At 70.7% G+C, this 23863-nt stretch carries 22 protein-coding genes and 1 pseudogene; 14 read left to right on the top strand and 9 right to left on the bottom strand.

All coding sequences use genetic code 11. The features are described 5' to 3' along the window. Positions 1-22: 22 nt before the first annotated feature. Entirely contained in the window at positions 23-1555 is a 1533-nt protein-coding gene (locus OHS70_RS17860; RefSeq protein WP_328398680.1) for a protein kinase domain-containing protein, read from the top strand. Between the two features lie 37 nt (positions 1556-1592). Here the strand turns inward: OHS70_RS17860 and OHS70_RS17855 are convergent, their stop codons facing one another. Then, positions 1593-2600 carry a phosphotransferase gene (locus tag OHS70_RS17855; RefSeq protein ID WP_328398678.1) on the bottom strand — a complete coding sequence of 336 codons (1008 nt, stop codon included), beginning with the start codon at positions 2598-2600 and terminating at the stop codon, positions 1593-1595. A gap of 347 nt (positions 2601-2947) precedes the next feature. Next, positions 2948-3336: pseudogene (locus tag OHS70_RS17850) on the bottom strand (response regulator); the annotation flags it as partial. Positions 3337-3698: 362 nt separating this feature from the next. Between OHS70_RS17850 and pdhA the strand changes: the two are divergent. Genes pdhA through OHS70_RS17835 form a run of 3 tightly spaced genes read left to right on the top strand, consistent with a single transcriptional unit; the run spans position 3699 to position 7266 of the window. After that, positions 3699-4844 carry a pyruvate dehydrogenase (acetyl-transferring) E1 component subunit alpha gene (pdhA, locus tag OHS70_RS17845; protein WP_328398676.1) on the top strand — a complete coding sequence of 382 codons (1146 nt, stop codon included), beginning with the start codon at positions 3699-3701 and terminating at the stop codon, positions 4842-4844. A gap of 2 nt (positions 4845-4846) precedes the next feature. Further along, positions 4847-5827: an alpha-ketoacid dehydrogenase subunit beta gene (locus tag OHS70_RS17840; RefSeq protein WP_328398674.1), complete on the top strand. Its 981-nt coding sequence runs from the start codon at positions 4847-4849 to the stop codon at positions 5825-5827. A gap of 14 nt (positions 5828-5841) precedes the next feature. Then, entirely contained in the window at positions 5842-7266 is a 1425-nt protein-coding gene (locus OHS70_RS17835; protein ID WP_328398672.1) for a dihydrolipoamide acetyltransferase family protein, read from the top strand. Positions 7267-7395: 129 nt separating this feature from the next. Here OHS70_RS17835 and OHS70_RS39070 read toward each other — a convergent pair whose 3' ends face one another. Continuing rightward, a complete protein-coding gene (locus OHS70_RS39070) occupies positions 7396-7638 on the bottom strand; it encodes a LuxR C-terminal-related transcriptional regulator (protein WP_443062617.1) in 243 nt (80 codons plus the stop codon). Positions 7639-7766: 128 nt separating this feature from the next. Here OHS70_RS39070 and OHS70_RS17830 point away from each other — a divergent pair, with 128 nt between their 5' ends. From OHS70_RS17830 to OHS70_RS17805, 6 genes are all read left to right on the top strand, one after another. Next, the gene (locus OHS70_RS17830) at positions 7767-8210 is read left to right on the top strand and encodes a hypothetical protein (RefSeq protein WP_328398670.1); all 444 of its coding nucleotides are present in this window, start codon (positions 7767-7769) and stop codon (positions 8208-8210) included. 28 nt (positions 8211-8238) lie between these two features. Then, on the top strand, positions 8239-9189 hold the full coding sequence (locus OHS70_RS17825) for a hypothetical protein (RefSeq protein ID WP_328398668.1): 951 nt from the start codon (positions 8239-8241) through the stop codon (positions 9187-9189). Beyond that, positions 9179-9892 carry a hypothetical protein gene (locus tag OHS70_RS17820; protein WP_328398666.1) on the top strand — a complete coding sequence of 238 codons (714 nt, stop codon included), beginning with the start codon at positions 9179-9181 and terminating at the stop codon, positions 9890-9892. Before OHS70_RS17825 ends, OHS70_RS17820 begins: the two co-directional genes overlap by 11 nt. A gap of 20 nt (positions 9893-9912) precedes the next feature. Continuing rightward, a complete protein-coding gene (locus OHS70_RS17815; RefSeq protein WP_328398664.1) occupies positions 9913-11313 on the top strand; it encodes a peptidoglycan-binding protein in 1401 nt (466 codons plus the stop codon). Between the two features lie 425 nt (positions 11314-11738). Continuing rightward, a complete protein-coding gene (locus OHS70_RS17810; RefSeq protein ID WP_328405706.1) occupies positions 11739-12431 on the top strand; it encodes an ABC transporter ATP-binding protein in 693 nt (230 codons plus the stop codon). After that, on the top strand, positions 12428-13624 hold the full coding sequence (locus tag OHS70_RS17805; protein ID WP_443062616.1) for an ABC transporter permease: 1197 nt from the start codon (positions 12428-12430) through the stop codon (positions 13622-13624). The genes OHS70_RS17810 and OHS70_RS17805 overlap by 4 nt, the downstream gene beginning before the upstream one ends. A gap of 121 nt (positions 13625-13745) precedes the next feature. Here OHS70_RS17805 and OHS70_RS17800 read toward each other — a convergent pair whose 3' ends face one another. Beyond that, a complete protein-coding gene (locus OHS70_RS17800) occupies positions 13746-14639 on the bottom strand; it encodes a D-alanyl-D-alanine carboxypeptidase family protein (protein WP_443062615.1) in 894 nt (297 codons plus the stop codon). 162 nt (positions 14640-14801) lie between these two features. Here OHS70_RS17800 and OHS70_RS17795 point away from each other — a divergent pair, with 162 nt between their 5' ends. After that, on the top strand, positions 14802-15467 hold the full coding sequence (locus OHS70_RS17795) for a GntR family transcriptional regulator (RefSeq protein WP_443062614.1): 666 nt from the start codon (positions 14802-14804) through the stop codon (positions 15465-15467). Further along, positions 15464-16771, top strand: a complete 1308-nt coding sequence (locus OHS70_RS17790; RefSeq protein WP_328398662.1) for an MFS transporter — start codon at positions 15464-15466, stop codon at positions 16769-16771. Before OHS70_RS17795 ends, OHS70_RS17790 begins: the two co-directional genes overlap by 4 nt. A 43-nt stretch (positions 16772-16814) precedes the next feature. On the opposite strand, the gene OHS70_RS17785 is transcribed toward OHS70_RS17790, so the two are convergent. Next, the gene (locus OHS70_RS17785; protein WP_328398660.1) at positions 16815-17639 is read right to left on the bottom strand and encodes a maleylpyruvate isomerase family mycothiol-dependent enzyme; all 825 of its coding nucleotides are present in this window, start codon (positions 17637-17639) and stop codon (positions 16815-16817) included. Positions 17640-17820: 181 nt separating this feature from the next. Between OHS70_RS17785 and OHS70_RS17780 the strand changes: the two genes are divergently transcribed. Next, the gene (locus OHS70_RS17780; protein WP_328398658.1) at positions 17821-18621 is read left to right on the top strand and encodes a carbon-nitrogen family hydrolase; all 801 of its coding nucleotides are present in this window, start codon (positions 17821-17823) and stop codon (positions 18619-18621) included. Between the two features lie 88 nt (positions 18622-18709). Here the strand turns inward: OHS70_RS17780 and OHS70_RS17775 are convergent, their stop codons facing one another. After that, on the bottom strand, positions 18710-19204 hold the full coding sequence (locus OHS70_RS17775) for an LURP-one-related/scramblase family protein (RefSeq protein WP_328398656.1): 495 nt from the start codon (positions 19202-19204) through the stop codon (positions 18710-18712). Between the two features lie 192 nt (positions 19205-19396). Then, positions 19397-20113, bottom strand: a complete 717-nt coding sequence (locus OHS70_RS17770) for a hypothetical protein (protein ID WP_328398654.1) — start codon at positions 20111-20113, stop codon at positions 19397-19399. Positions 20114-20187: 74 nt separating this feature from the next. On the opposite strand from OHS70_RS17770, the gene OHS70_RS17765 reads away from it, so the two are divergent. Further along, positions 20188-22023 (top strand): NHL domain-containing thioredoxin family protein, encoded by a 1836-nt coding sequence (locus OHS70_RS17765; protein ID WP_328398652.1) that lies wholly within the window; start codon positions 20188-20190, stop codon positions 22021-22023. Positions 22024-22033: 10 nt separating this feature from the next. Here OHS70_RS17765 and OHS70_RS17760 read toward each other — a convergent pair whose 3' ends face one another. Together OHS70_RS17760 and OHS70_RS17755 are read right to left on the bottom strand one after the other, a co-directional pair. Next, the gene (locus tag OHS70_RS17760) at positions 22034-22405 is read right to left on the bottom strand and encodes a hypothetical protein (RefSeq protein ID WP_328398650.1); all 372 of its coding nucleotides are present in this window, start codon (positions 22403-22405) and stop codon (positions 22034-22036) included. A gap of 114 nt (positions 22406-22519) precedes the next feature. Continuing rightward, positions 22520-23818 carry a M18 family aminopeptidase gene (locus OHS70_RS17755; protein ID WP_328398648.1) on the bottom strand — a complete coding sequence of 433 codons (1299 nt, stop codon included), beginning with the start codon at positions 23816-23818 and terminating at the stop codon, positions 22520-22522. Positions 23819-23863: the final 45 nt, after the last annotated feature.

Below are 23863 nucleotides of genomic sequence, written 5' to 3'. Positions count from 1 at the left end.
ACAGAAACGACGGCGAGGACTGATGGCACCCGAACCCGAGGCAAACGGCGGCGGCGTGCCGGATTCGGCGGACGCCTTTGGCATCGGCGGACTGGTCGGCGACGGCCGTTACCGCCTGACGCATCGCCTCGGCCGGGGCGGCATGGCCGAGGTGTTCGCGGCGGAGGACGTACGTCTGGGTCGTACCGTCGCCGTCAAGCTGCTGCGCGCGGACCTGGCCGAGGACCCGGTGTCCAAGGCCCGTTTCACCCGCGAGGCCCAGTCGGTCGCCGGCCTCAACCACCATGCGGTGGTGGCGGTCTACGACTCCGGCGAGGACGTGGTCGGCAACCAGACCGTCCCCTACATCGTGATGGAGCTCGTCGAGGGCCGCACCATCCGCGATCTGCTCGTCAATGCCGAAGCCCCGCCGCCCGAGCAGGCGTTGATCATCGTATCCGGTGTGCTCGAGGCACTTGCCTACTCCCACCAGCACGGCATCGTGCACCGTGACATCAAGCCCGCCAACGTCATCATCACCAACTCCGGTGCGGTGAAGGTGATGGACTTCGGCATCGCCCGCGCCCTGCACGGCGCCCAGTCGACGATGACCCAGACCGGCATGGTCATGGGAACGCCGCAGTACCTCTCCCCCGAACAGGCGCTGGGCAAGGCCGTCGACCACCGCTCCGACCTGTACGCGACCGGCTGTCTGCTCTACGAACTCCTCGCCCTGCGGCCCCCGTTCACCGGTGAGACCCCGCTCTCCGTCGTCTACCAGCACGTCCAGGACATCCCTGTCCCGCCGTCCGAGGTCTCGGACGTCGTGCCGCCGGAGCTCGACGGACTGGTGATGCGCTCGCTCGCCAAGGACCCGGACGACCGGTTCCAGAGCGCGGAGGAGATGCGCGGACTGGTGCAGTACGCGCTGCAGATGCTGCAGCAGCAGGGCAGCCACACCGGTGCCTGGAACACCGGCCCGGTCGAGATGTACGACGGTGGCCCCACCCCCGCGATGGGCATGACGGGGGCGACCGCCGCGATGCACCCCGTGCACGGCGAGACCTCGAAGGGCCCGCTCCTGCCTCCGGTGAACCCCGACGACGGTGGGTACGACGGCGGCTATCACGGGGGTGGGGGCAACAGGGGCGGCGGCCGCAGCAAGGTGTGGCTGTTCGCGGCGCTCGCGGTGGTCGCGATCGCCGCGGGCATCGCGTTCGCGCTGGACCGGGCGAGCGACACCGGCGGAACCACGGACGACACGACGATCTCCCAGACGCCGACGCAGACGGACGAGGAACCCACGCCGACCGACGAGCCGACCGACGAGCCGACCGAGCCGGACGACTCGACCGGCGGTACCGAGCTGCCGTCGTGGACGCCGACGCCCACGCCGTCCTACACCGAGAGCACGCCGCCGACACCGACGGACGACCCGACGACCACCGACCCGACGGAGCCGACGGACGAGCCGACCGACCCGCCGACCGACGAGCCGACCGACGAGCCGACGGACGAGCCGACGGAGCCCGGCACCTCGGAGGGGAACACGGGCGCCCCCGGCGGGGAAGGCTGACCGTCCCCGCGGGCCGTCCCGCCCGGCGAACGCCTCCTCACCCGGCGAACGCCTCGCGCACCGCCTCGTACTCCTTCGTCCACCAGACCGCCAGGGCCGACACCGCCGGAAACTGCGGGTCGGCCCTTCGGTCGTCGAGCTGATAGCGCCAGCGCAGTATCCAGAAGTCGTTGAGCCGCTCCCACCACACCCGGTGGACCGCCGCCGCCAGCTCCCGCGCGTCCGCGCCCGCCGCGCGGCGGTACGCCCGCGCGTAGGCGCGTACCTTCGTCAGCTCCAGTTCGCCGGCCGGCTGTACGAAGAAGATCGCCGCGGCCCGTACCGCCTCCTCCGCACGCGGCTGGACCCCCAGCCGGTCCCAGTCGACGATCGCGGCCGGCTCGGCACCCCGGTACAGCAGGTTCAGCGGGTGGAAGTCCCCGTGCACCCAGCCACCGCCGCCGCCCGGCGGCGGTCTGCGGTCGGCGTACCGCGCCAGCAGAGCGCGGCGCTGGAGCAGCCGGTGCTCGGCGAGAGTGTCGAAGGAGTCCCGCGGGCGCACGGTGCGGGAGTGCACCAGCAGCTCCTCGATGAGCGCGAAGGTCTCCTGTGGGTCGGCGCTCTCGTACGCGGCCTGCGCTCCCTGGCCCGGTTCCATGACGCGGGCCAGGCAGGTGTGCACCAGGCCGAGGAGGGAACCCAGGCGCCGGCACTGGGCGGTGCTGAGCTGGGCGCCGTTGCGGTGGCGGCCGTCGATCCAGGGGTGCAGGGCGTAGCAGCGGCCGCCGATGACCGCGACCGTGGTGCCGTCGGCGTCCTCGACGGGCGGTGCTACAGGCACACCGAGTGCCTGAAGGCGCTTCGTCGCGTCGTGCTGACGCGAGATGGCCTCGTGGTCGCCGTCAAGATGGTGCTTGAGGAAGTACGCCCCGCGGGTGGTGGCGAGGCGGTAGCCGCGGTTGAGGAGTCCCTGGGTGACGGGCTTGCAGGAGAGCGGCTCGCCGGGGAGGCGGTAGTGGCGCAACAGCGCGCCGACGGGTGGGGCAGGAGCAGATGAGCGCGGCACCCGCCAGATGTTAGATCACGCAGCGTGTCGAAACGGATGCGCTGGACTTTCGTCCAGGTGGTCCAGTACATGCACGGTCACTGACTGCGGCTCGATGCACAGGAAGGCCGGATCGAGTTCCACCTACTCGGCGCGCCGGTGAACTGCACGTTCCACGGCACCACGGCACCCGAGCCGTCCAGGCTGCTCCGAGCGGCCCGCCCTCGAACGAGTGACATGCGCCAGGCAGCCGTACGTCGATCGGTGACGTCAGCGGTGCTGCCGCTCCGGCTCTGCGGTCGGCTCTGCATCCGGGCCACACACGCCGCCTGCGACCGCCGCTCCAGCACAAGGGGTCGCCACCGGGCGAGGAGCGACGTGCCGGCCGCAACGTCGCGTACGGCGGTCAGCAGCTCATTCCCGCGGATCGCCTTGAGCGCATGACCCGAGGCCCCGGCCATGATCGCGTCGAAGGGTGCCTCGGCGTCCGCGTACGGGGCGGGCATGATCCATTTGATGTTTCCGTTGAGCGAACGGACCTCGCGACATACCTCGACGCCGCTGCCGCCCGGCAGCCGCACATCGAGTACTGCGGCGTCGGGGCGGGTCGCAGGGACCTGACCAGCGCATCTTCGGCCGTCCCGGCCTCGCCGACGACCTCGGAGCCACCCTCGGCGGAGTGCGGTTCGTACCTGCCAGGCCGGACAACCTCATGATCGCCCTGGAGGAAAGCACTGATATTTCTACTTACGAGTATGAAAGCAGTCTCACAGATTGACTCTTCCCGTGTCCGGGGTGACCGGGATAACGTGCCCGTGTTCCGGCGGCCCGTGCGGCCGACCAGTGCCCTGACCAGCAGGTGTTCCCACATTTCTCGATTTACTTGGAAATCCAAGCAAAATCGCAGGTCAAATGGGGTTTCGCAGTAATGCGAATCACTGGGTAACGTGCCTGTGACAGGGCACTCGCCGGAGCACCTGTCACGCCTGATTCCGGCCGAGTCGCACCCACCCCGTGCACGGGGCTGGATCCAGGCGGGAGCCTCCCCTTGCCTTGGGCGGGGGCGACACCAGGCCACACCGGCGAACCCGGGGGCCGGACCGACGGAGGAGCACGCACGTGACCGTGGAGAGCACTGCCGCGCGCAAGCCGCGACGCAGCAGCAAGCGCGTGAGCGCGGCCAAGACACAGAGTTCCGAGCCCCAGCTCGTACAGCTGCTGACGCCCGAGGGTGAGCGCGTCCAGCACCCCGAGTACGACATCGATCTGACCCCCGACGAGCTGCGCGGCCTGTACCGGGACATGGTCCTCACGCGCCGCTTCGACGCGGAGGCGACCGCCCTGCAGCGCCAGGGCGAGCTGGGACTGTGGGCTTCACTGCTGGGTCAGGAGGCCGCCCAGATCGGCTCGGGACGCGCCCTGCGCGACGACGACTACGTCTTCCCGACCTACCGGGAGCACGGCGTCGCCTGGTGCCGCGGTGTCGACCCGACCAATCTGCTCGGCATGTTCCGCGGAGTGAATCACGGCGGCTGGGACCCGAACAGCAACAACTTCCACCTGTACACGATCGTCATCGGCTCGCAGACGCTGCATGCGACGGGCTACGCGATGGGCGTGGCCAAGGACGGCGCCGACTCGGCCGTGATCGCGTACTTCGGCGACGGCGCGTCCAGCCAGGGCGACGTCGCCGAGTCGTTCACGTTCGCCGCGGTCTACAACGCCCCGGTGGTGTTCTTCTGCCAGAACAACCAGTGGGCGATCTCCGAGCCGACCGAGAGGCAGACCCGCGTCCCGCTGTACCAGCGCGCGCAGGGCTTCGGCTTCCCCGGCGTCCGCGTCGACGGCAATGACGTGCTCGCCTGCCTGGCCGTGACCCGGTCCGCGCTGGAGCGGGCCCGCCGTGGCGAGGGGCCGACGCTGGTCGAGGCGTTCACGTACCGCATGGGTGCGCACACCACCTCGGACGACCCCACGAAGTACCGTCACGACGACGAGCGGGTGGCGTGGGAGGCGAAGGACCCGATCCTGCGGCTCCGTACGTATCTGGAGAACGAGGGGCACGCCGACGAGGCGTACTTCACCGCGCTGGACGAGGAGAGCGACGCGCTCGCCAAGCGGGTGCGCGAGGCGGTGCGGGCCATGCCCGACCCGGATCCCATGGCCATCTTCGACAATGTCTACGCCGACGGGCACTCCCTCGTCGACGAGGAGCGCGCCCAGTTCGCCGCCTACCAGGCGTCGTTCGCCGAGGAGGGCAACTAGTCATGGCTGTACAGAAGCTCCCTCTCGCGAAGGCGCTCAACGAGTCGCTGCGCAAGGCCCTCGAGACCGACCCCAAGGTTCTGATCATGGGCGAGGACGTCGGCAAGCTCGGCGGCGTCTTCCGGATCACCGACGGACTGCAGAAGGACTTCGGCGAGGACCGGGTCATCGACACCCCGCTCGCCGAGTCCGGCATCGTCGGCACCGCGATCGGTCTCGCGCTGCGCGGCTACCGTCCGGTGGTGGAGATCCAGTTCGACGGGTTCGTCTTCCCTGCCTACGACCAGATCGTCACGCAGCTCGCAAAGATGCACGCGCGTGCTCTCGGCAAGATCAAGCTGCCTGTCGTCGTCCGGATCCCCTACGGCGGCGGAATCGGTGCGGTCGAGCACCACAGCGAGTCCCCCGAGGCGCTCTTCGCACATGTCCCGGGCCTCAAGGTGGTCTCGCCCTCGAACTCCTCCGACGCGTACTGGATGCTCCAGCAAGCCATCCAGAGCGACGACCCGGTGATCTTCTTCGAGCCGAAGCGCCGCTACTGGGACAAGGGTGAGGTCGATGTAGACGCGATCCCCGGCCCGCTGCACAAGGCCCGCGTCGCCCGTGAGGGCGCCGACCTCACCCTCGCCGCCTACGGCCCGATGGTGAAGGTCTGCGTGGAGGCGGCCGCCGCGGCGGCCGAGGAGGGCAAGTCGGTGGAGGTCCTCGACCTGCGCTCGATGTCCCCGATCGACTTCGACACCATCCAGGCCTCGGTCGAGAAGACCGGCAGGCTGGTCGTCGTCCACGAGGCGCCGGTCTTCTACGGCTCCGGTGCGGAGATCGCCGCTCGTATCACCGAGCGGTGCTTCTACCACCTGGAGGCCCCGGTTCTGCGTGTCGGCGGCTTCCATGCCCCGTATCCGCCGGCCCGGGTCGAGGAGGAGTACCTTCCGGGTCTGGACCGGGTACTCGACGCCGTCGACCGCTCGCTCGCGTACTGAGGAGTGCCGTGACCATGACTGCAGACACTTCACTCCGCTTCCGCGAGTTCAAGATGCCCGACGTGGGCGAGGGGCTCACCGAGGCCGAGATCCTCAAGTGGTACGTCCAGCCCGGCGACGCCGTCACCGACGGCCAGGTCGTGTGCGAGGTCGAGACGGCGAAGGCGGCCGTCGAGCTGCCGATTCCGTACGACGGTGTGGTGCACGAGCTGCGCTTCGAGGAGGGCACGACCGTCGACGTCGGCACGTCGATCATCACGATCGACGTGGCGCCGGGGTCGGGTCCCGTCGAGGAGCCGCCGCCGGCGGCCACCGAGCCCTCGCTCGCGGCCGCCGAGCCGGAGGAGAAGGCTCAGCCGCAGGGCCGCCAGCCCGTGCTCGTCGGCTACGGCGTCGCGGAGAGCTCCACCAAGCGCCGCCCCCGCAAGGCTGCGGCCGGCGTCCCGGAGCAGGCCGCTGCCGCCGCCATCCAGGCGGAGATGAACGGCCACGGGACCACCGCCCCGGCAGGTCCGCGCCCGCTGGCGAAGCCGCCGGTGCGCAAGCTCGCCAAGGACCTCGGTGTCGATCTGGCGCAGATCACCCCGACCGGCCCGGACGGCGTCATCACCCGCGAGGACGTGCACGCGGCGGCCGCACCCGCTCCGGCCGCGGCGCCGGTCGTCGCGCCCGTGGCCATGCCCGCGCCGGAGCCGGCTCTGGCAGGGGCGGAGGCGGCCGGGGCACCCGTCGCCGGTCTGCGCGAGACCCGTGTCCCGATCAAGGGCGTACGGAAGGTGACTGCCGCCGCGATGGTCGGCAGCGCCTTCACCGCGCCGCATGTCACGGAGTTCATCACGCTCGACGTGACCCGGACGATGAAGCTTGTCGAGGAGCTCAAGGCCGACAAGGACATGGCGGGGCTGCGGGTCAATCCGCTGCTGCTGATCGCCAAGGCACTGCTGGTCGCGATCAAGCGGAACCCCGGGGTCAACGCCTCCTGGGACGAGGCCAACCAGGAGATCGTGCAGAAGCACTACGTCAACCTGGGCATCGCGGCGGCCACGCCGCGCGGTCTGATCGTGCCGAACATCAAGGACGCGCACGAGAAGACCCTGCCCGAACTGGCGCAGTCGCTGGGCGAACTGGTCGCCACGGCCCGCGAGGGCAAGACCACCCCGGCGGCGATGCAGGGCGGCACGGTGACCATCACCAACGTCGGCGTCTTCGGTGTCGACACCGGTACGCCGATCCTCAACCCCGGTGAATCCGCGATCCTCGCGGTCGGTGCGATCAAGCTCCAGCCCTGGGTCCACAAGGGCAAGGTCAAGCCCCGTCAGGTCACCACACTGGCGCTCTCCTTCGACCATCGTCTGGTCGACGGCGAGCTGGGCTCCAAGGTCCTTGCGGATGTCGCGGCGATCCTGGAGCAGCCGAAGCGGCTCATCACCTGGGCCTGATGTCCTGTTTCACGTGAAACGCCCGGCCGGGTTCTTCCGGCCGGGCGTTCGCGTTCCTGCCTGCCTGCCTGCCTGCCTGCCTGCCTGCCAGTCAGCAGCCGGCCGTACCGCCCTCGCGCCGCCCGTCTCTCAGGCAGGCGGGACCGGGCAGGAAGCGCACCTCAGTAACTGGTGCAGTGCGGCGACCGCGCACAGCTGTGTGCGGCTGATGTCCCCCAGTTTCGCGCGCATATTGGCGACATGGAATTTAACGGTCCGCTCTTTGACCTTCAATTCCGCTGCGGCAGTCGCATCGTCAACCGCGTCCCGGAGAGCGACGAGTACGTCGTGCTCACGAGCGGACAGTCGTGGAAGCCGCTGGATTGCGCCCATGACGGCACCCTGGATTGCTGTCATTCAGCCCCCCCGTCCCCTGAAGTGCCCTGTCAATTTAGGCAGTTGAACGCTTCGGTGCCAGCGGATAGCCTCGAGAGTCGCCAAGATCACTACGGGGGGTAATCATGCGCAAACAGCTCACTGCCATGGCCGCGACGGCCCTGATGGCGGCGGCGACGGTGGTCGGCGGTGCCGGTCAGGCATCGGCCGCGAGCGAGGGCGACGGATACTGCGATGCGGGCGAGGTCTGCTTCTTCTCGCACTCGGGCAGCACGAACCTGTCGACGTACAACGGTTGGCACCGCGACACCTTCTACACCCGTCCGCAGTGGACGGACCTGCTCTACGTCTGGAAGAACAGCCCGACCGAAAAGTACCCGCTGTACAACGGCACGGACGGATCGGTCATGAATGCAACGGGCGCCTGGAACCGGGACACCGGCAAGGTGGTGCGCGTCTACTACAACTCGGGCTGGGGTGGCCGTCACTACACCGTCCCCAAGGGCGGCAAGGTGAATGTCTTCGGCAACAGCCTTGACAACAGGGCCAATTCGCACGCCTTTATCTGATCCTTTTGACGGTCGAGGTCGTATCCGCGTGAACAGACGCACCATCGCGCTCCTGGGCGCCCTGCTCCTCGCCACCGGCTGCTCCGCCACGGGCGGCCCGGAATCCAAGGGGCAGGGCGGCAAGGAGCCGCCGCTCGACACCGCACTGACCGTGCGGACGGGCAGCGACATCAAGTTGCCGCTCGACGAGTTCCACAACGCGTCCATCTCGGACCGGGACGTGCTGCGCGCGGAGGACGTGCTCATGCGGTCCTGCGCCAAGCGTTTCGGCTACACGATCCCACCGGCGAAGATCACCGACGAGCCGTCGAAGTTCAACGCCAACGGGCGGCGTTACGGCCTGATCAGCGCGGACGACGCGCGGATCTACGGATACCACCCGTCCCCGAACCACATGCCGGACAGGATGCCGGGCAGCGACGGTTCGGCGGACGAAAGCCGGCGTCCGAAGGGGATCTCCGACGAGCAGTACAGCCTGCTGCTGTTCGGCGAATCGGGAGACATCGGTGGCGGCGCCAAGCGGACGGCGCAGCCGAAGGCGGGCGGCATACCCGAAGGCGGCTGCTTCGGCGAGGCGCGCCGAAAGCTCGGTCAAGGGGCGTCGAAGAAGCCCGTGATCGACGTCAACGTGCTGGACGAAGAGGCGTTCAAGCGCACGGAGAACGACAGTCGGGTGCGCAAGGTGTCCCATGCCTGGGTGTCGTGCATGAAGAAGGCCGGTTACGCCTACAAGGGCATCTGGGAGGTCCATGAGGACGCCCGCTGGAAGGGCCCGGCGCCCACCGCCCAGGAACGGACCACGGCAGAGGCCGACGTGCGGTGCAAGCAGGAGACCCGGCTGGCCACCGTCTGGTTCCAGGTGGAGAGCGCCTACCAGAACGAGGTGCTGGAGAAGCACGGGGAGGCGGTCCAGGCGACACGCGAGCAGTACCGCAACGAGTCGCGCAACGCCGCCAAGGTGCTGGCCGATGAGAACTGACGCCACCAGGGCCCTGGTCGGGGCCGCACTCGTACTGGCCCTGGCCGGCTGCTCGACCGACGGGGCAGGCGGGACCGGCGGGTCGGGCAAGGACGCGGCTAAGGGCTCCCCGGCCCCGTCCGCGAGCCCGAAGCCGTCGAAGCCGGTGACCGACCCGCGCGGGACCGGCGAGGACCGCTTCGTACGGCCGTCGGACCACACCGACCTGCCGGCGCAGCCGCCACCCGTGAAGCTCAGCGGCAAGCGGGTCGAGGTGCAGGGGCTCGTCGTCACCGTCCCCGAGGGCTGGCGCGCCTCCGCAGGCCCGAACCGTACGCTCTGCCTCACCCGTACCACTGCGAAGCAGGCGGGCTGCGCCGCACCCGAACTGCTGCGGATCTATGTCATGCACCCGCAGTCCTACGACATGTACGACGCACGGCAGCTCACCGATACGACGGCCTGGCAGGACGCGGCCACCCCCACCTGCGAGCCGGCCACCGCCCCGCGGCACCAGGACCTCACCAGCAGGGCCGACGAAGTGCTCACCGCGCGGACGTGGCGGCTGGACTGCCCGGACCCGGGCGCCGTGACGGTGGCTCGCTGGGTTCACTCCGGGATGTACCTCGGGGCGGTCCTGCACACCACCGACCACGCCCTGGTCTCCGACGCCGACAAGATCGTCGGGGCGATCGACCACAGGGGATACCAGGCCGCCCACTGAGCAGAGCTGGTGAGGGACCGATGAGCGAGAGCGGCACGAGCAGCGACAGCAACAGGAGCGAGGGACACCGAAGGCGCCGGCGGCTGCTTCTCGGCGTGGCCGGCGCTGCCGTGCTGCTCACTGCTGCCGCAGTGCTCGCCTCCACCGGCATCAAGTCACCGGCCCAGGCCGCGGCGGACGCGGGCCCGCCGCCGGCCGACGTGCTCACCGCGCCGGTCGAGCGCCGGGTGCTCACGGACTCCCTGGTGGTACGCGGCACGGTCGTGGCCGGCCAGACCCTGACCGTGGCGCCCGTCGTCGGCGGCGGGGGCGAGGGCGGGGCCGCGAAACCCGTCGTCACCAAGCTGCCCCTCAAGGCCGGGAAGACGTTCAAGGGCGGCCAGTTGCTCGTGGAGATCTCCGGGCGGCCGGTCTTCGCGCTGAAGGGCAGGATCCCGGCGTACCGCGACCTGAAACCCGGAGCGGAAGGCGACGACGTCGTCCAGCTGCAGCGGGCGCTGTCCGCACTCGGCCACGGCACCGGCACGGACGCGCCCGGCCGCTATGGCACGGGGACCAAGGCGGCGCTCAACGCGCTCTACCGGGCACTCGGTTACGAACCGCAGCCCGCCCAGCCCGACGCCGAGGAGAGCACCAAGGCCGCGCAGGCCACCGTGACCGCGGCCCGGCGTGCCTGGCAGGACGCCGAGCCAGGCATCGCCAGGACCCGGGCGTCCGAGGACTACGCGGCGGCACGGGCGGAGTTGGCGGCCATCGAGGCCCGGAGCGGACCGATGCTCCCCGTCGGCGAGGTCGTCTATCTGGAGAGCTTCCCGGCGCGGGTGGACAGCCTGGGGGTACGGCTCGGCGGCGAGGCGGGCGCCGAGGTGATGACTGTCTCCGCCGGGCGGCTCGTTGTCGAGGGGAACCTCGCCCCGCACGAGAAGGGCCTGGTCCGAGCCGGTCTGAAGGTGCTGATTCACTCCGAGCTCACCGGCACGGAGGCGGTGGGCAGGGTCGGCCCGGTCACCGAAGGCATCGCGGCTCCGGCCGCTCCGGGCGCCTCGGGCGCCTCGGGCGCCGAGCAGGAGGGGCAGACACAGCCGGAGAACGGCGGGCTGCCCGGTTTCACCATGCATGTGACCCCGGACAAGCCGCTGCCGCCCGAACTCGCAGGCCAGGACGTACGGCTGACGGTCCAGGCCGCGTCCTCCGACGGCAAGGTGCTGGTGGTCCCGGTGTCCGCGGTCTTCGCGGGCGCGGACTCCCGTACGACGGTGATGGTCGCTGGACCCGGGAAGAACGGCGACACCCGCCGCCGGGTCGAGGTACGCGTGGGGATCTCGGGCGACGGCTTCGTGGAGGTGCAGCCGGTGCGCGGCGGACGTCTGTCCGAGGGCGACCGGGTCGTGGTGGGCGAGACGAAGGCCGGCGCGCCGTGACCGGGCCGGACCCGTCGGACGCTCGTCCGGCCGGTCCCACCGGGACCGTGTCCGCCCCGGCGGGGCACGGCGGTGTGACCGGTCCGCACGATGCGTCGCCGGGCGGAAGCGGGGTCGCGCGGGGCCAGGCTGATGGGCCGTTGGCCGGCGCGGTGGGCGGTGCGGTGGGCGGGCGTCCGGCCGGAGTGGTGTCCGGCGATGCGGGTGATGCCCGTGGGGGCGGTGCCGGTGCGGTGGGCGGGCGTCCGGCCGGAGTGGTGTCCGGCGATGCGGGTGATGCCCGTGGGGGCGGTGCCGGCCCGGCCGGGACCCCCTCCGCCCCGGCGGAATGTCTTCCCGGGAACGGCGCCACGGACGCTGAACGGGCCGGGGCGCCGGACGGGTCCGTCCCGGCGCAGGCCTTCCCCGCTGCGGACGCGCCCGTCATAGAGCTCCGCGGCGTCGCCCTCACCTACCCCGGGCCGCCGCCCGTCCACGCACTGAGGGCGGCCGAGCTGACGATCGGAGCCGGTGAGTACGTGACCGTCGTCGGGCCCTCCGGCTCCGGGAAGTCCACGTTCCTCAACATCGCGGGACTGCTGGACAAGCCCACCGCCGGTACGTACCTCCTGGACGGCATCGACACCGGCGCGCTCAAGGAGGGGCCCCGAACCGCCCTGCGCGGCAGCCGGATCGGGTTCGTGTTCCAGTCGTTCCACCTGCTGCCGCTGCGCTCGGCGCTGGACAACGTCCTGCTCGCGATGGTCTACAACAACACCGTGCCGCGCGCCGAGCGCCGGAAGCGGGCCACCACCGTGCTGGAACGGGTAGGACTCGGCCACCGCGTCCACTCCCTGCCCACCCGGCTGTCCGGCGGCGAGCGCCAGCGCGTCGCCATCGCCCGGGCCCTGGTCTCCCGGCCCTCCTTGCTGCTGTGCGACGAGCCGACCGGAAACCTCGACACCGCCACCGCCGCCTCGATCCTGGAGTTGCTCGACGAGCTGCATGCGGACGGGATGACGATCGTCGTCATCACCCACGATCCGGCGGTCGCCTCCCGGGGAGCCCGCACCGTACGCATCCGCGACGGCGTGCTCAGCGAGGACCTCGGCCGCAGCGCCGTGGCGGGAGCCCGGTGAACGTCCGCGATCTGCTCCAGGAAGCCGCCGCCGGCATGCTCCAGCGCCCGGCGCGCTCGGCACTCACCGCGCTCGGCACCGTCCTCGGAGTGGGCACGTTCGTCGCCGTGCTCGGGCTCACGGCGACCACCTCGTCCCAGATCGACGCCCGCTTCAACGCGCTGACCGCGACCGAGGTGGCCGTCGAGGACACCGGCGGTGCACGGCCCGACCTGGTTCCCCTCTCCTTCCCCGACGACGCCGACGCCCGCATCGAAGCGCTGGACGGCGCCCGGCACGCCGGGGTCTACTGGACGGTCCCCCTCCCCGGGGACGAGACCGTGCGGGCCGCGCCCGTCGGCGACACCGGAGCCGGGGAGAACGTCAAGGTCGTCGCCGCGTCGCCCGGCGTTCTCGCCGCCGCCGGGCCGACGCTCGGCCAGGGCCGTACCTTCGACCGCTTCCACGACGACCGCCGGGAGCAGGTCGCCGTCATCGGCAGCGCCATGGCCGCACGACTGGGTGTCACCAGCCTGGAGACACAGCCCGCGGTGTTCATCGGCGGGCAGCCGTTCACCGTCATCGGCATCGTCTCCGACGTCGACCGCAAGCCCGATCTGCTGCTCTCCGTGATCATCCCGGCCAAGGCCGCCAAGGCGATCTGGGGTCCGCCGGGCGAGGAGCGCGCCCGCATGATCGTCTCCACCGAGCTCGGCGCCGCCCGGCAGATCGCCCGCGAGGCACCGCTCGCCCTGGACCCCGCCCATGCGGACCGGTTCAAGGCCGTGCCGCCGCCCGACCCGAAGCAGCTGCGCTCCAGCGTCTCCTCCGACCTCGACCAGCTCTTCCTGCTGCTCGCCGGAATCTGTCTCGTCATCGGCGCGGTCGGTATCGCCAACACCACGCTCGTGGCCGTCCTGGAACGCACCGGCGAGATCGGCCTGCGCCGTTCCCTCGGTGCCCGGGGCCGTCACATCACCGCCCAGTTCCTCGCGGAGTCTGGTGCGCTCGGCCTGCTCGGCGGCCTGGTCGGCACCTCGCTCGGCACGATCACGGTGGTCGCCGTGTCCTTCGTACGGGAGTGGACGCCTGTCGTCCATCCGGCAACCGTGGCGGCCGCCCCGGCGATCGGTCTGCTCACGGGCGTGATGGCCGGGCTCTACCCGGCGTGGCGCGCCTCCCGTATCGAGCCGGTGGAGGCGCTGCGGCGCTGAGCCCCCGAGGCCGCCGGTCACCTGGGCGCAGTGGCGGGAAAGGCGAGGGCCCGTCGCACCGTGCGACGGGCCCTCTTCGTCCGGACTCGGGGGCCGGCCCCGAGGCGTACGCCTCGAAGGACTACTTCGCGAAGCCGTAGTCCATGAGCTTCTTCGCGTCCGTGGCGCGCTGGGTCGCGGACGTGGAGGCGAGGACGGTGCCGATGACCGTCTTGCTGTTGCGGGTCGCGGCGAAGACCAGGCAGTACTTGGCCTCGGGGCCGGAGCCGGTCTTCACGCCGATCGCGCCGCTGTAGGTGCCCAGCAGCGTGTTCGTGTTGGTCCACGTCCCCATGGTGCGGGTGCCGCCGGTCTTCGTGACGGTCTTGGCCGTGTACGACTTCGTCTTCACGATCGTGCGGAACGTGGAGTTCTTCATCGCGCTGCTGGCGATCTTCGTCAGGTCGCGCGGCGTCGAGTAGTTCGCACCGTTCCCTATTCCGTCGAACGAGTCGAAGTGCGTGTTCTGCAGGCCGAGGTCGGCGGCGGCCTTGTTCATCTTGCCGATGAACGACTTCACCCGGGCGGCGCGCGTGGTGCCGGTGCCGAACTTGTCGGCGAGCGCGTACGCGGCGTCGCAGCCGGACGGCAGCATCAGGCCGTAGAGCAGCTGGCGGACGGTGACCTTGTCGCCGACGATCAGACGGGCCGACGAGGCGTTCTTGGAGACGATGTAGTCGCTGTAGGCCATTTGGATCGTGACCTTGGCGTCCAGGTTGAGGTTCGGCTGCGCCAGAACCACCTTCGCGGTCATGATCTTGGTGGTGGACCCGGTGGAGCGGCGGGTGTCGGCGGCCTTCTTGAAGAGGGTCGTCCCGGTGCCGTTGTTCATCACGTACCCGCCCTGGGCGGCGATCGTGGGGGTCGGCGGCGTGACGGCCTGTGCCTGGCCGGCGAACGCGCCGCCCGCGAGGAGCGCGCCGGCGGTGAGGGTCACGGTGACCGTGCGACGCATGCCCTTGATGCCTGTTTTCAAGTTGAATGCTCCGATAAGCCGAAAGTCCTGAATTGCCCCTGTTTTGCGGACACATGAGAGCGCCGCTCGGTAAAGAGACTCATGAGACCGCCCAAGGGATGTACGCGTTTCGCGATTCGGACGGAACTTCTGTTGCACCTGTGTTGTATCTAAGCTGTGCGCATGCCTGCCGCGATGGAGTCCGCGTCCGTGAAACAGCCCCCAGCCGCCGACCGCGTCTACATGCACATCAAGCAGGCCGTACTCGACCGGCGCTACCAGGGCGGCACTCTCCTCACCGAAGGCGAACTCGCCGACGCAGTGGGCGTGTCCCGTACTCCCGTGCGCGAAGCCCTCCTCAAGCTCGAGGTCGAAGGGCTGATCAAGCTCTACCCCAAGAAGGGCGCCCTCGTCCTCGCCGTCTCCGCCCAGGAGATCGCGGATGTCGTCGAAACCCGCCTGCTGGTCGAGGAGTTTGCCGTACGCAAGGCCGTGCCCGCTCCCGCCGCGCTGCTCACCCGGCTCGAGGAGCTGCTCGAGGAGCAGAAGCGGCACGCCGTCGCCGGAGATCTGGCCACCGTCGCCGTGACCGACCGCTGCTTCCACGCCGAGATCGTCCGGTACGCCGGCAACGAGATCCTCTCCAGGCTCTACGACCAACTGCGTGACCGCCAGCTGCGGATGGGCGTCGCGGTCATGCAGTCGCAGCCCGACCGGATCGCCAAGAACATCACCGAGCACGCCGAGATCCTGGAACGGCTCAAGGCGGGCGACGCCGAAGGCGCGGCTGCCTGTGTGCACCGCCATCTGAGCTGGGTCAACGTGCTGGTCCGGGGTGAGGCACGGTGAGCGCGGCAGCCGCGGAGACCGCCCTGCCCGGCGATCCGCCCGGGGGCCGCCGCGCCGCCGCCGTCTGGGGCATCGGCGTCGCCGTCTACTTCGTCGCCGTCATCTTCCGTACGTCCCTGGGCGTCGCGGGCCTCGACGCCGCCGACCGCTTCGACGTCAACGCCTCCGCGCTGTCCACGTTCTCCATCCTCCAGCTGCTCGTCTACGCGGGAATGCAGATACCCGTCGGCCTGATGGTCGACCGGCTGGGCACCAAGAAGGTCCTCACCATCGGCGTGGTGCTGTTCACCGCCGGCCAGCTGGGCTTCGCGCTCTCCCCCTCGTACGGCACGGCACTCGCCGCGCGTGCCCTGCTCGGCTGCGGCGACGCGATGACGTTCATCAGCGTGCTGCGGCTCGGCTCGCGATGGTTCCCCGCCCGCCGCGGGCCGCTCATCGCCCAGGTCGCCGCGCTCTTCGGCATGGCGGGAAACCTGGTCTCCACCCTCGTCATCGCGCGGATGCTGCACGGCATGGGCTGGACCGCCACCTTCGCGGGCAGCGCGGCGGCCGGTGTGCTCGTCCTCGTCCTGCTCCTGCTGTTCCTCAAGGACCACCCCGAGGGCCATGAGCCCCCGCCCGCGCACCATGCCGCATCCGGGTTCGTACGCAGGCAGATCGCCCGGTCCTGGCGGGAGCCGGGCACCCGGCTCGGCATGTGGGTGCACTTCACCACACAGTTCCCCGGCATGGTGTTCCTGCTGCTGTGGGGAATGCCGTTCCTCGTCGAGGCACAGCGGCTCTCGCGGGAGACCGCGGGCCTGCTGCTGACGCTGGTGGTGGCCTCCAACATGGTGGTCGGCCTGGTGTACGGGCAGGTCATCGCCCGCCACCACGCCGCCCGCGCCCCGCTCGCGCTCGGTACGGTCGCGGCGACGGCGGTCCTGTGGGCGGCCACGCTCGTCCATCCCGGCGACCGGGCGCCGATGTGGCTGCTCATCACGCTCTGCACGGTGCTCGGGGCCTGCGGGCCGGCATCCATGATCGGTTTCGACTTCGCCCGTCCGGCCAATCCGCCGGAACGTCAGGGCACGGCCTCCGGGATCGTCAACATGGGTGGCTTCGTCGCCTCGATGACCACGCTGCTCGCCGTGGGCGTGCTGCTGGACGCCACCGGCGGCAGCTACCGGATCGCGTTCTCGTGCGTGTTCGTGCTCCAGGCGCTCGGGACCGCCCAGATCCTGCGGCTGCGGGCACGCTCGGCCCGTCGCGAGAGGGAACGCCTGGTGGCGAGCCGCGTCGAGGCGGTACACGTCCCGGTGTGACCCGACGGCGCCGGGCGGCCCGGCGCCGGAGCGTGCGACCGTCCTACGGCGTCACCGTGAACTCGCGCAGGATCGCCGCGGCGACCTCCTGGTCACCGTCCACCTTGATCCGGTCCGCCACCGCGGCGGCCCGTACCCGACCGCACGCCAGCCGGACGTAGGTCTCCCAGTCCAGACTCAGGGTCACCAGCGGGCCCAGCGAGGGCGCACCGTCGATCGTGCCTCGTCCGTCGGCGTCCACCCGTACGGTCCGCAGGAACTCCACCGGCCCGTGCACATCGAAGACGACGGCCGACTGCGCGGGCGCGCCCGCGTCCTTGGCCACCACCTTCGGCAGGGCCTCCAGCAGGCAGTCACGGGTGATGTACGCACCGGGGGAGTCGAGGTTGCCCGGCTGCCCCAGCGCGGCACGAAGATCCTGCTCGTGCACCCAGGTGTCGAACGCCCGCATCCGCATGGCGACTTCCAGGGTCTGCTCGGCTCCGAGCGGAGCGCGCACCTTGGCGTCGGGGGCGCGGTTCTCGTTGCGCAGCTGGCGGGCCCGGCGGATCATCGTGTACTCGAGCTCGGAGGTCATCTCGGGCGCGGTGTGGTGCCGGCGCACATCGACCTGCATCTCCATGTACCGGGCGAACTCGCTCTGCACGTGGTAAAGATCGCGGGGCAGCGTGTGGATCGGCCGCGGGTCGCCGAGCATCTCGCACTCCATGCCGATGACGTGCGACACGATGTCGCGCACCGACCAGCCCGGGCACGGCGTGGCACGATTCCACTCACCCTCGACGAGTGGGTGTACCAACTCGGCTATCGACTCGACTGCGTGGGTCCATGCGTCGGCGTAGGTCTGGAGGCTGGGATGGACGGTCACGGGACCCCTCGGCGGTCGTACGCGGGCATTACTGGACGGTGGGTGGGCACCCAGGGCGCTGTGGGGGTCCGGGGGTGGCCCCCGGATGTGCACAGTACGCTGCCAGATGGCACCCCGGCAGTGCTTTCGTGTGACGATCGTAGGCCTGTGTTGACCGCTCGAATGCCAGGACGGTGGTAGTGTGCGCGCCTCACTCATCCAGATCGCAGTAGACGCGGACGAATCGGTCGAATCGCGAAGGCGGCGCGCGGCGGCACTGGTACGGGCGCAGCAAGACGCCGAACTGGTGATCCTGCCCGAGCTGTGGCCCGTCGGAGCGTTCGCCTACCAGCAGTTCGCCGAGGAGGCGGAGGAGCCCGGCGGGCCGACGTACGAAGCGATGGCGAAGGCCGCGAGCGACGCCGCCGTCTGGCTGCACGCGGGCTCCATCGTCGAACGGGCCCCGGACGGCACCCTCTACAACACCGCTCTCGTCATCTCCCCCACCGGCGAACCGGCGGGCACCTACCGCAAGATCCACCGCTTCGGCTTCGACAAGGGCGAAGCCGTGATGATGGGCGCCGGCGAGGAACTGGTGACCGTACAGGTGCCCGGCCTCACCCTCGGCCTCGCCACCTGCTACGACCTGCGCTTCCCCGAGCTGTTCCGGGGCCTGGTGGGTGCGGGCGCCACGGCCTTCGTCGTCCCGGCCGGCTGGCCCGCCCGCCGACGCGAGCACTGGACCCTGCTGGCCCGCGCCCGCGCCGTCGAGAATCAGGCGTACGTCCTTGCCTGCGGCACCGCGGGCACCCATGCCGGCGTCGAACAGGCAGGCCACAGCGTCGTCGTCGACCCATGGGGCGAGATCCTGGCCGAGGCGGGTCCGGACGAGGAGGTGCTGACGGTGGACCTCGACGTGTCGAGGCCCGCCACCGCCCGGCGGCTGTTCCCGGCCCTGGAGGACCGCCGCCTGGGCCTGCCGGCCCCGGACATCCTGCGCTGAGTCCGTCCCCCGGACGTATCCGTCCCGGCGCAGCTGTCGGCACTGTCCCTGGACACCACCGCGCCCCGGCGCGGCAGGTACCGCCTGCTCACTCCTGCGCCCGCTCCCTCTCCGCCATCCGGATCACGCACACCGCGACCGCGATCAGCAGCGCCGCGTCCGCGTCCTCCCGTACGACATCCACGCCGTACGTCTCCCGCACCCGCAGCCATCGGCGCGAGATGTGCGCGAGCAGTTCGCCGTCGTACTCGACGGCGAACTCCCGGTCCAGGATCTTCCCGCTGACATCGAGCTCGGTGCCCTCGGCGAGGGTCACCCGGTAGTGGTTGCGCAGCAGTGACAGCCGCTTGCGGCGGACGGTGGCGAGCGGCGAGCCGTCCCGCTCGATCGTCATCGCGCCGCGCAGGCCGAGCAGCTTCTGGCGCAGGGTGATCAGCACGTACCCGGACGGATCCTTGAGCTCCAGGGTGTCGCGCAGACGCAGCGCTTTGCCGTCGACGAGGAAGGCGTGACGGCCGTGCTCGTCCTCGATCCAGTAGTCGTCGCCGAGGGCGAGGAGCTTGTCGCGCACCAGATATCTCATGGCGGAATGTGTGCCCCCGCCGGTGCGGTCGGACGGGGGTACGGCTGCACGTGCACGCGTTCGGGCGCCCCGAGCTGATCTGCGAGGGAGGCCGACTGCACACCGGTGACCGGCAGTACGCCCTCGCTGACCTGCGAGGAAGCATCGTGGGGCCTGACCTGAACACCACGGCGAACGCCCCCGTAGCGGGGTTCAGTCGCCGACCTGGTGTTCCACGCGGTGGCGGATGTACTCGTCCGGATGGGACCGGGCGATCGCCACCGCCGTGTCCACCAGGTCGTGCAGCTCCGGCGGGTAGGACGGCTTATGGAGCGACAGTCCGGGAAGGATGCAGCGCCGGACGTCCAGGTCCTCGTTGCTCACGAACTCGCGCAGAGCGGCCTCGCGCCACTCGGTCACCACGGCCGAGCCGTCATCGGGCTCCGCCCGGTCGGCGGCACCGGGGTTCTCCGCCCGAACGAGGGGCATCCGCAGGGGCATGGCCGACCAGTACCAGGCCCGTGCTGCGCCCGCACGCTCACGGTCCGTGCCCGTCCGCAGGTACCCGAGCAGCGCGGATTGCACGCGGTTGTGCCCGAACGCGTTCAGGGACGGCTCGACGAACTGACGGTTGAAGCTCGGATCGGGATCGTGGACGGCCGCCTTGACCAGCACGTCGAAGGACTCCTCGGAAAGGTTCAGTCCTTGGCGGCAGGCGTCGCGCAGTGCCGCCCGGGCGAGGTGCTCCCAGGTTCGCCGATCGCCGGGATCCGGCTCCGGAGCGACTTCGAGCCCGAGGACCCGGACGACGTCCGCCAGGCACCTGTAGAGCGCCTCCCGGCGGTCCTCCGGACGCTCAGGCAGCGCCATGAACCCCTGCACCGGCAGCGCCGTCTCACCGGCAGTCGTCTCGCTCCCGTCCCCGGCCAACCGTCGCTCCCCTGTCGTAGGCCTTGCCGTACGTGCGTGATCCGTCGTTCATACCCGGATGGCAAGCTTGAAGCATGAACGATGCCGCCTCGGCGCCCACCCCCGCGCCCGCCCCCCGCCGTGCCCGTGTCCGTGCCCCCGAGCTGATCGGCAAGGGCGGTTGGCTCAACACCGGCGGCAAAGAGCTCACCCTGACCGACCTGCGAGGTAAGTGCGTTGTCATCGATTTCTGGACATTCTGCTGTGTGAATTGTCTGCATGTCCTGGACGAGCTCCGTGAGCTCGAGGAGAAGCATCGCGACACCGTGGTGATCATCGGGGTCCACTCGCCCAAGTTCGTGCACGAGGCCGACCACCAGGCCGTCGTCGACGCGGTCGAGCGCTACCAGGTGCACCATCCCGTGCTCGACGACCCCGAGCTCGCCACCTGGAAGCAGTACGCCGTCCGGGCGTGGCCCACGCTCGTCGTGATCGACCCCGAGGGGTACGTCGTCGCGCAGCACGCGGGCGAAGGGCATGCGCACGCCATCGAGAAACTCGTGGAGGAGCTCGAGGCCGAGCACGCCGCCAAGGGGACGCTGCGGCGCGGGGACGGACCGTATGTGGCGCCCGAGCCTGTCGCCACCGATCTTCGGTTCCCCGGGAAGGCGCTCGTGCTGCCCTCCGGGAACTTCCTCGTCTCCGACTCGACCCGGCATCAGCTCGTGGAGCTCGCGGCCGACGGGGAGAGCGTGGTGCGGCGGATCGGAGACGGGGAGTTCAACGAGCCTCAGGGCCTCGCGCTCCTGCCCGACGGGCGCGTCGCCGTCGCCGACACCGTCAACCACGCGATCCGGGCGTACGACCCGGAATCCGGCGCGATCGAGCTGCTGGCCGGGACCGGGAAGCAGTGGTGGCAGGGATCGCCGACGTCCGGGCCCGCGCTGGAGGTGGCGCTGTCGTCGCCGTGGGACGTGGCCTGGTGGGGCGGCAAGCTGTGGATCGCCATGGCGGGGGTGCACCAGCTGTGGACGTACGACCCGCAGGACGGGACCGTGCAGGTCGCGGCCGGGACGACGAACGAGGGACTGGTCGACGGGCCCGCCGCCGAGGCGTGGTTCGCGCAGCCTTCCGGGCTCGCGGCCGACGGGGAGCGGCTGTGGATCGCCGACTCGGAGACCTCGGCGGTGCGCTGGATCGACCGTGACCTCGTGGTGCACACGGCCGTCGGGACCGGGTTGTTCGACTTCGGGCACCGGGACGGCGAGGCCCACCAGGCCCTGCTCCAGCATCCGTTGGGAGTGACCGCGCTGCCCGACGGATCGGTCGCCGTCAGCGACACGTACAACCACGCGCTGCGCCGCTTCGACCCGTCGACGGGTGAGGTGACCACGCTCGCCACCGACCTGCGGGAGCCCAGCGGGGCCGTCCTGGTCGGGGACGACATCGTGGTCGTGGAGTCGGCGCGGCACCGGCTGACCCGCCTGCGGCTGCCCGAGGAGGCGGTGCGTGTCGAGGCCGTCGCCCACCGCACCCAGCGGGCGGCGACGGATGTCGCCCCGGGCGCGCTCCGGCTCGATGTGGTCTTCCAGGCGCCCGCGGGGCAGAAGCTGGACACCCGCTACGGCCCCTCCACCCGGCTGCTGGTCTCCTCGACGCCGCCCGAGCTGTTGCGCGGCGGCGACGGTGCGGGCACCGATCTGAGCCGTGAACTGGAGATCGACCCGGCCGTCGGCGAGGGCGTGCTGCATGTCTCGGCGATGGCGGCGTCCTGCGACGACCCCGCTGGGGGCACCTCCCAGGCCGGAGGCTCTGGGGGAGAGTACCCGGCCTGTCATGTGCACCAGCAGGACTGGGGTGTTCCGGTCCGGGTGACCGCCAAGGGCGCCTCGCGGCTGCCGCTCGTTCTGGCCGGGATGGACGAGGGCTAGCGGCCCGAGGTCAGTGGAAAAGGCCCTGGCGTGCCGGCGGCCGGGCCGAGGCGCCGTCCAGGCAGCCGGTCACCCACAGTGCGGGGTCGTACGTGGCCTTCACGCCGCCCAGGCCCTTGGACACCATCCGCGCGCACCCGCCGGCCAGCAGGTCCTCGACCTGCCCGCCGGTCGGGTCGGTCTTCCGGATGCGGGTGCCCTGGACGAAGCCGGCCTCGTAGGCGATGTCCTCGGCCCACGGCGGGCGTTCGCTGTACTGCTGGACGAGGTACCAGGTGCCGCTGAGCAGCAGCGTTCCCGCCGTGAGGAGAACCAGGGCAAGGGTGCGGCGCGACGGGCCGCGGTGGTGCGTGGTGACCGTGGGTTGATCGAGCAGAGCCATGGGCCCCACCGTGCCCGGTGGGGCCTTTCGCGGATGTTTCGCAACGTCCGTCGCACACAAGGGGGTTCGGTCCCGGCGTCACGGTGCGGCAGGGGCGTGGCGGGACAGCGGATCTCAGGCCGTGAGGAACGCCGTCAGCGCGTTGGCCAGCAGGAACGGGTCGTCCGCGCCGCACAGTTCGCGTGCGCTGTGCATCGACAGGATCGCCACACCGATGTCGACGGTCTGGATGCCGTGCCGGGCCGCGGTGATCGGGCCGATGGTCGTTCCGCAGGGCATCGCGTTGTTGGAGACGAACGTCTGCCACGGCACCCCGGCCCGCTCGCACGCCGCGGCGAACACGGCGCGGCCGCTGCCGTCGGTGGCGTAGCGCTGGTTGACGTTGACCTTGAGGATGGGCCCGCCGTTGGCGCGCGGGTGGTGCGTGGGGTCGTGCCGCTCGCCGTAGTTGGGGTGCACGGCGTGGCCGGTGTCGGAGGACAGACAGATCGTGCCGGCGAAGGCGCGCGCCCGGTCCTCGAGGTTGCCGCCACGGGCGAACACGGAGCGTTCCAGAACCGATCCGAGCAGCGGACCCTCCGCTCCGGTGTCGGACTGGGAGCCGTTCTCCTCGTGGTCGAAGGCGGCGAGCACGGGGATGTACGGGAGGCCGGCGGAGGCGGCGGCGGCCGTGAGCGCCGCGGTCGCGGCGTGCACGGACACCAGGTTGTCCATCCGGGGTCCGGCCAGCAGCTCGCGGTCGCGGCCGAGGTAGGCGGGCGGCTCGATGGCGTGCGGCATCAGGTCCCAGCCGGTGATCTCGCCTTCGGCGAGCGAGCATTCCTGCTCCAGGAACCGGATGAGGTCGCCCTCCTCCACGTCGCCGAGGCCCCAGATCGGCTGCATGTGCTTCTGCCGGTCCAGCTTCAGCCCGTCGGTGTTGACCGAGCGGTCGAGGTGTACGGCGAGCTGCGGTACGCGCAGCAGCGGGCGGTCGATGTCGATCAGCAGATGGCTGCCGTCCCGCAGGGTGAGCCGCCCGGCGAGGCCCAGGTCACGGTCGAGCCAGGTGTTGAGCAGGGTGCCGCCGTAGATCTCGACGGCGATCTGCCGCCAGCCGTACGAGCCGGTGTCCGGCAGCGGCTTCACGCGCAGGTTGGGGGAGTCGGTGTGCGCACCGGCGATCCGGAAGGGAGTGTGCGGGGTCGCGCCCTCCGGTACGTACCACGCGATGATCGCCCCGCCGCGTGTGACGTACTTGCCGCCGGTCGTCCCGTCCCATGCGTCGGTCTCCAGGACCTGCCGGAACCCTGCCTTCTCCAGCCGCTCGGCGGCGGCGGCCACCGCGTGGTACGGCGTGGGGGCCGCCATCAGGAAGGACATGAGGTCGTCGGTGTGGCCGCGGTCGAAGCGGGTCGGTGCGCTGCTGCTCATGAGTTCACCTTAACGAGGGGGGTGCGTAGCCTGATTGTCGTTCCG

This window comes from Streptomyces sp. NBC_00390, assembly GCF_036057275.1.
GTDB lineage: Bacteria > Actinomycetota > Actinomycetes > Streptomycetales > Streptomycetaceae > Streptomyces.
This window is presented reverse-complemented; position numbering and strand designations above follow the sequence as displayed.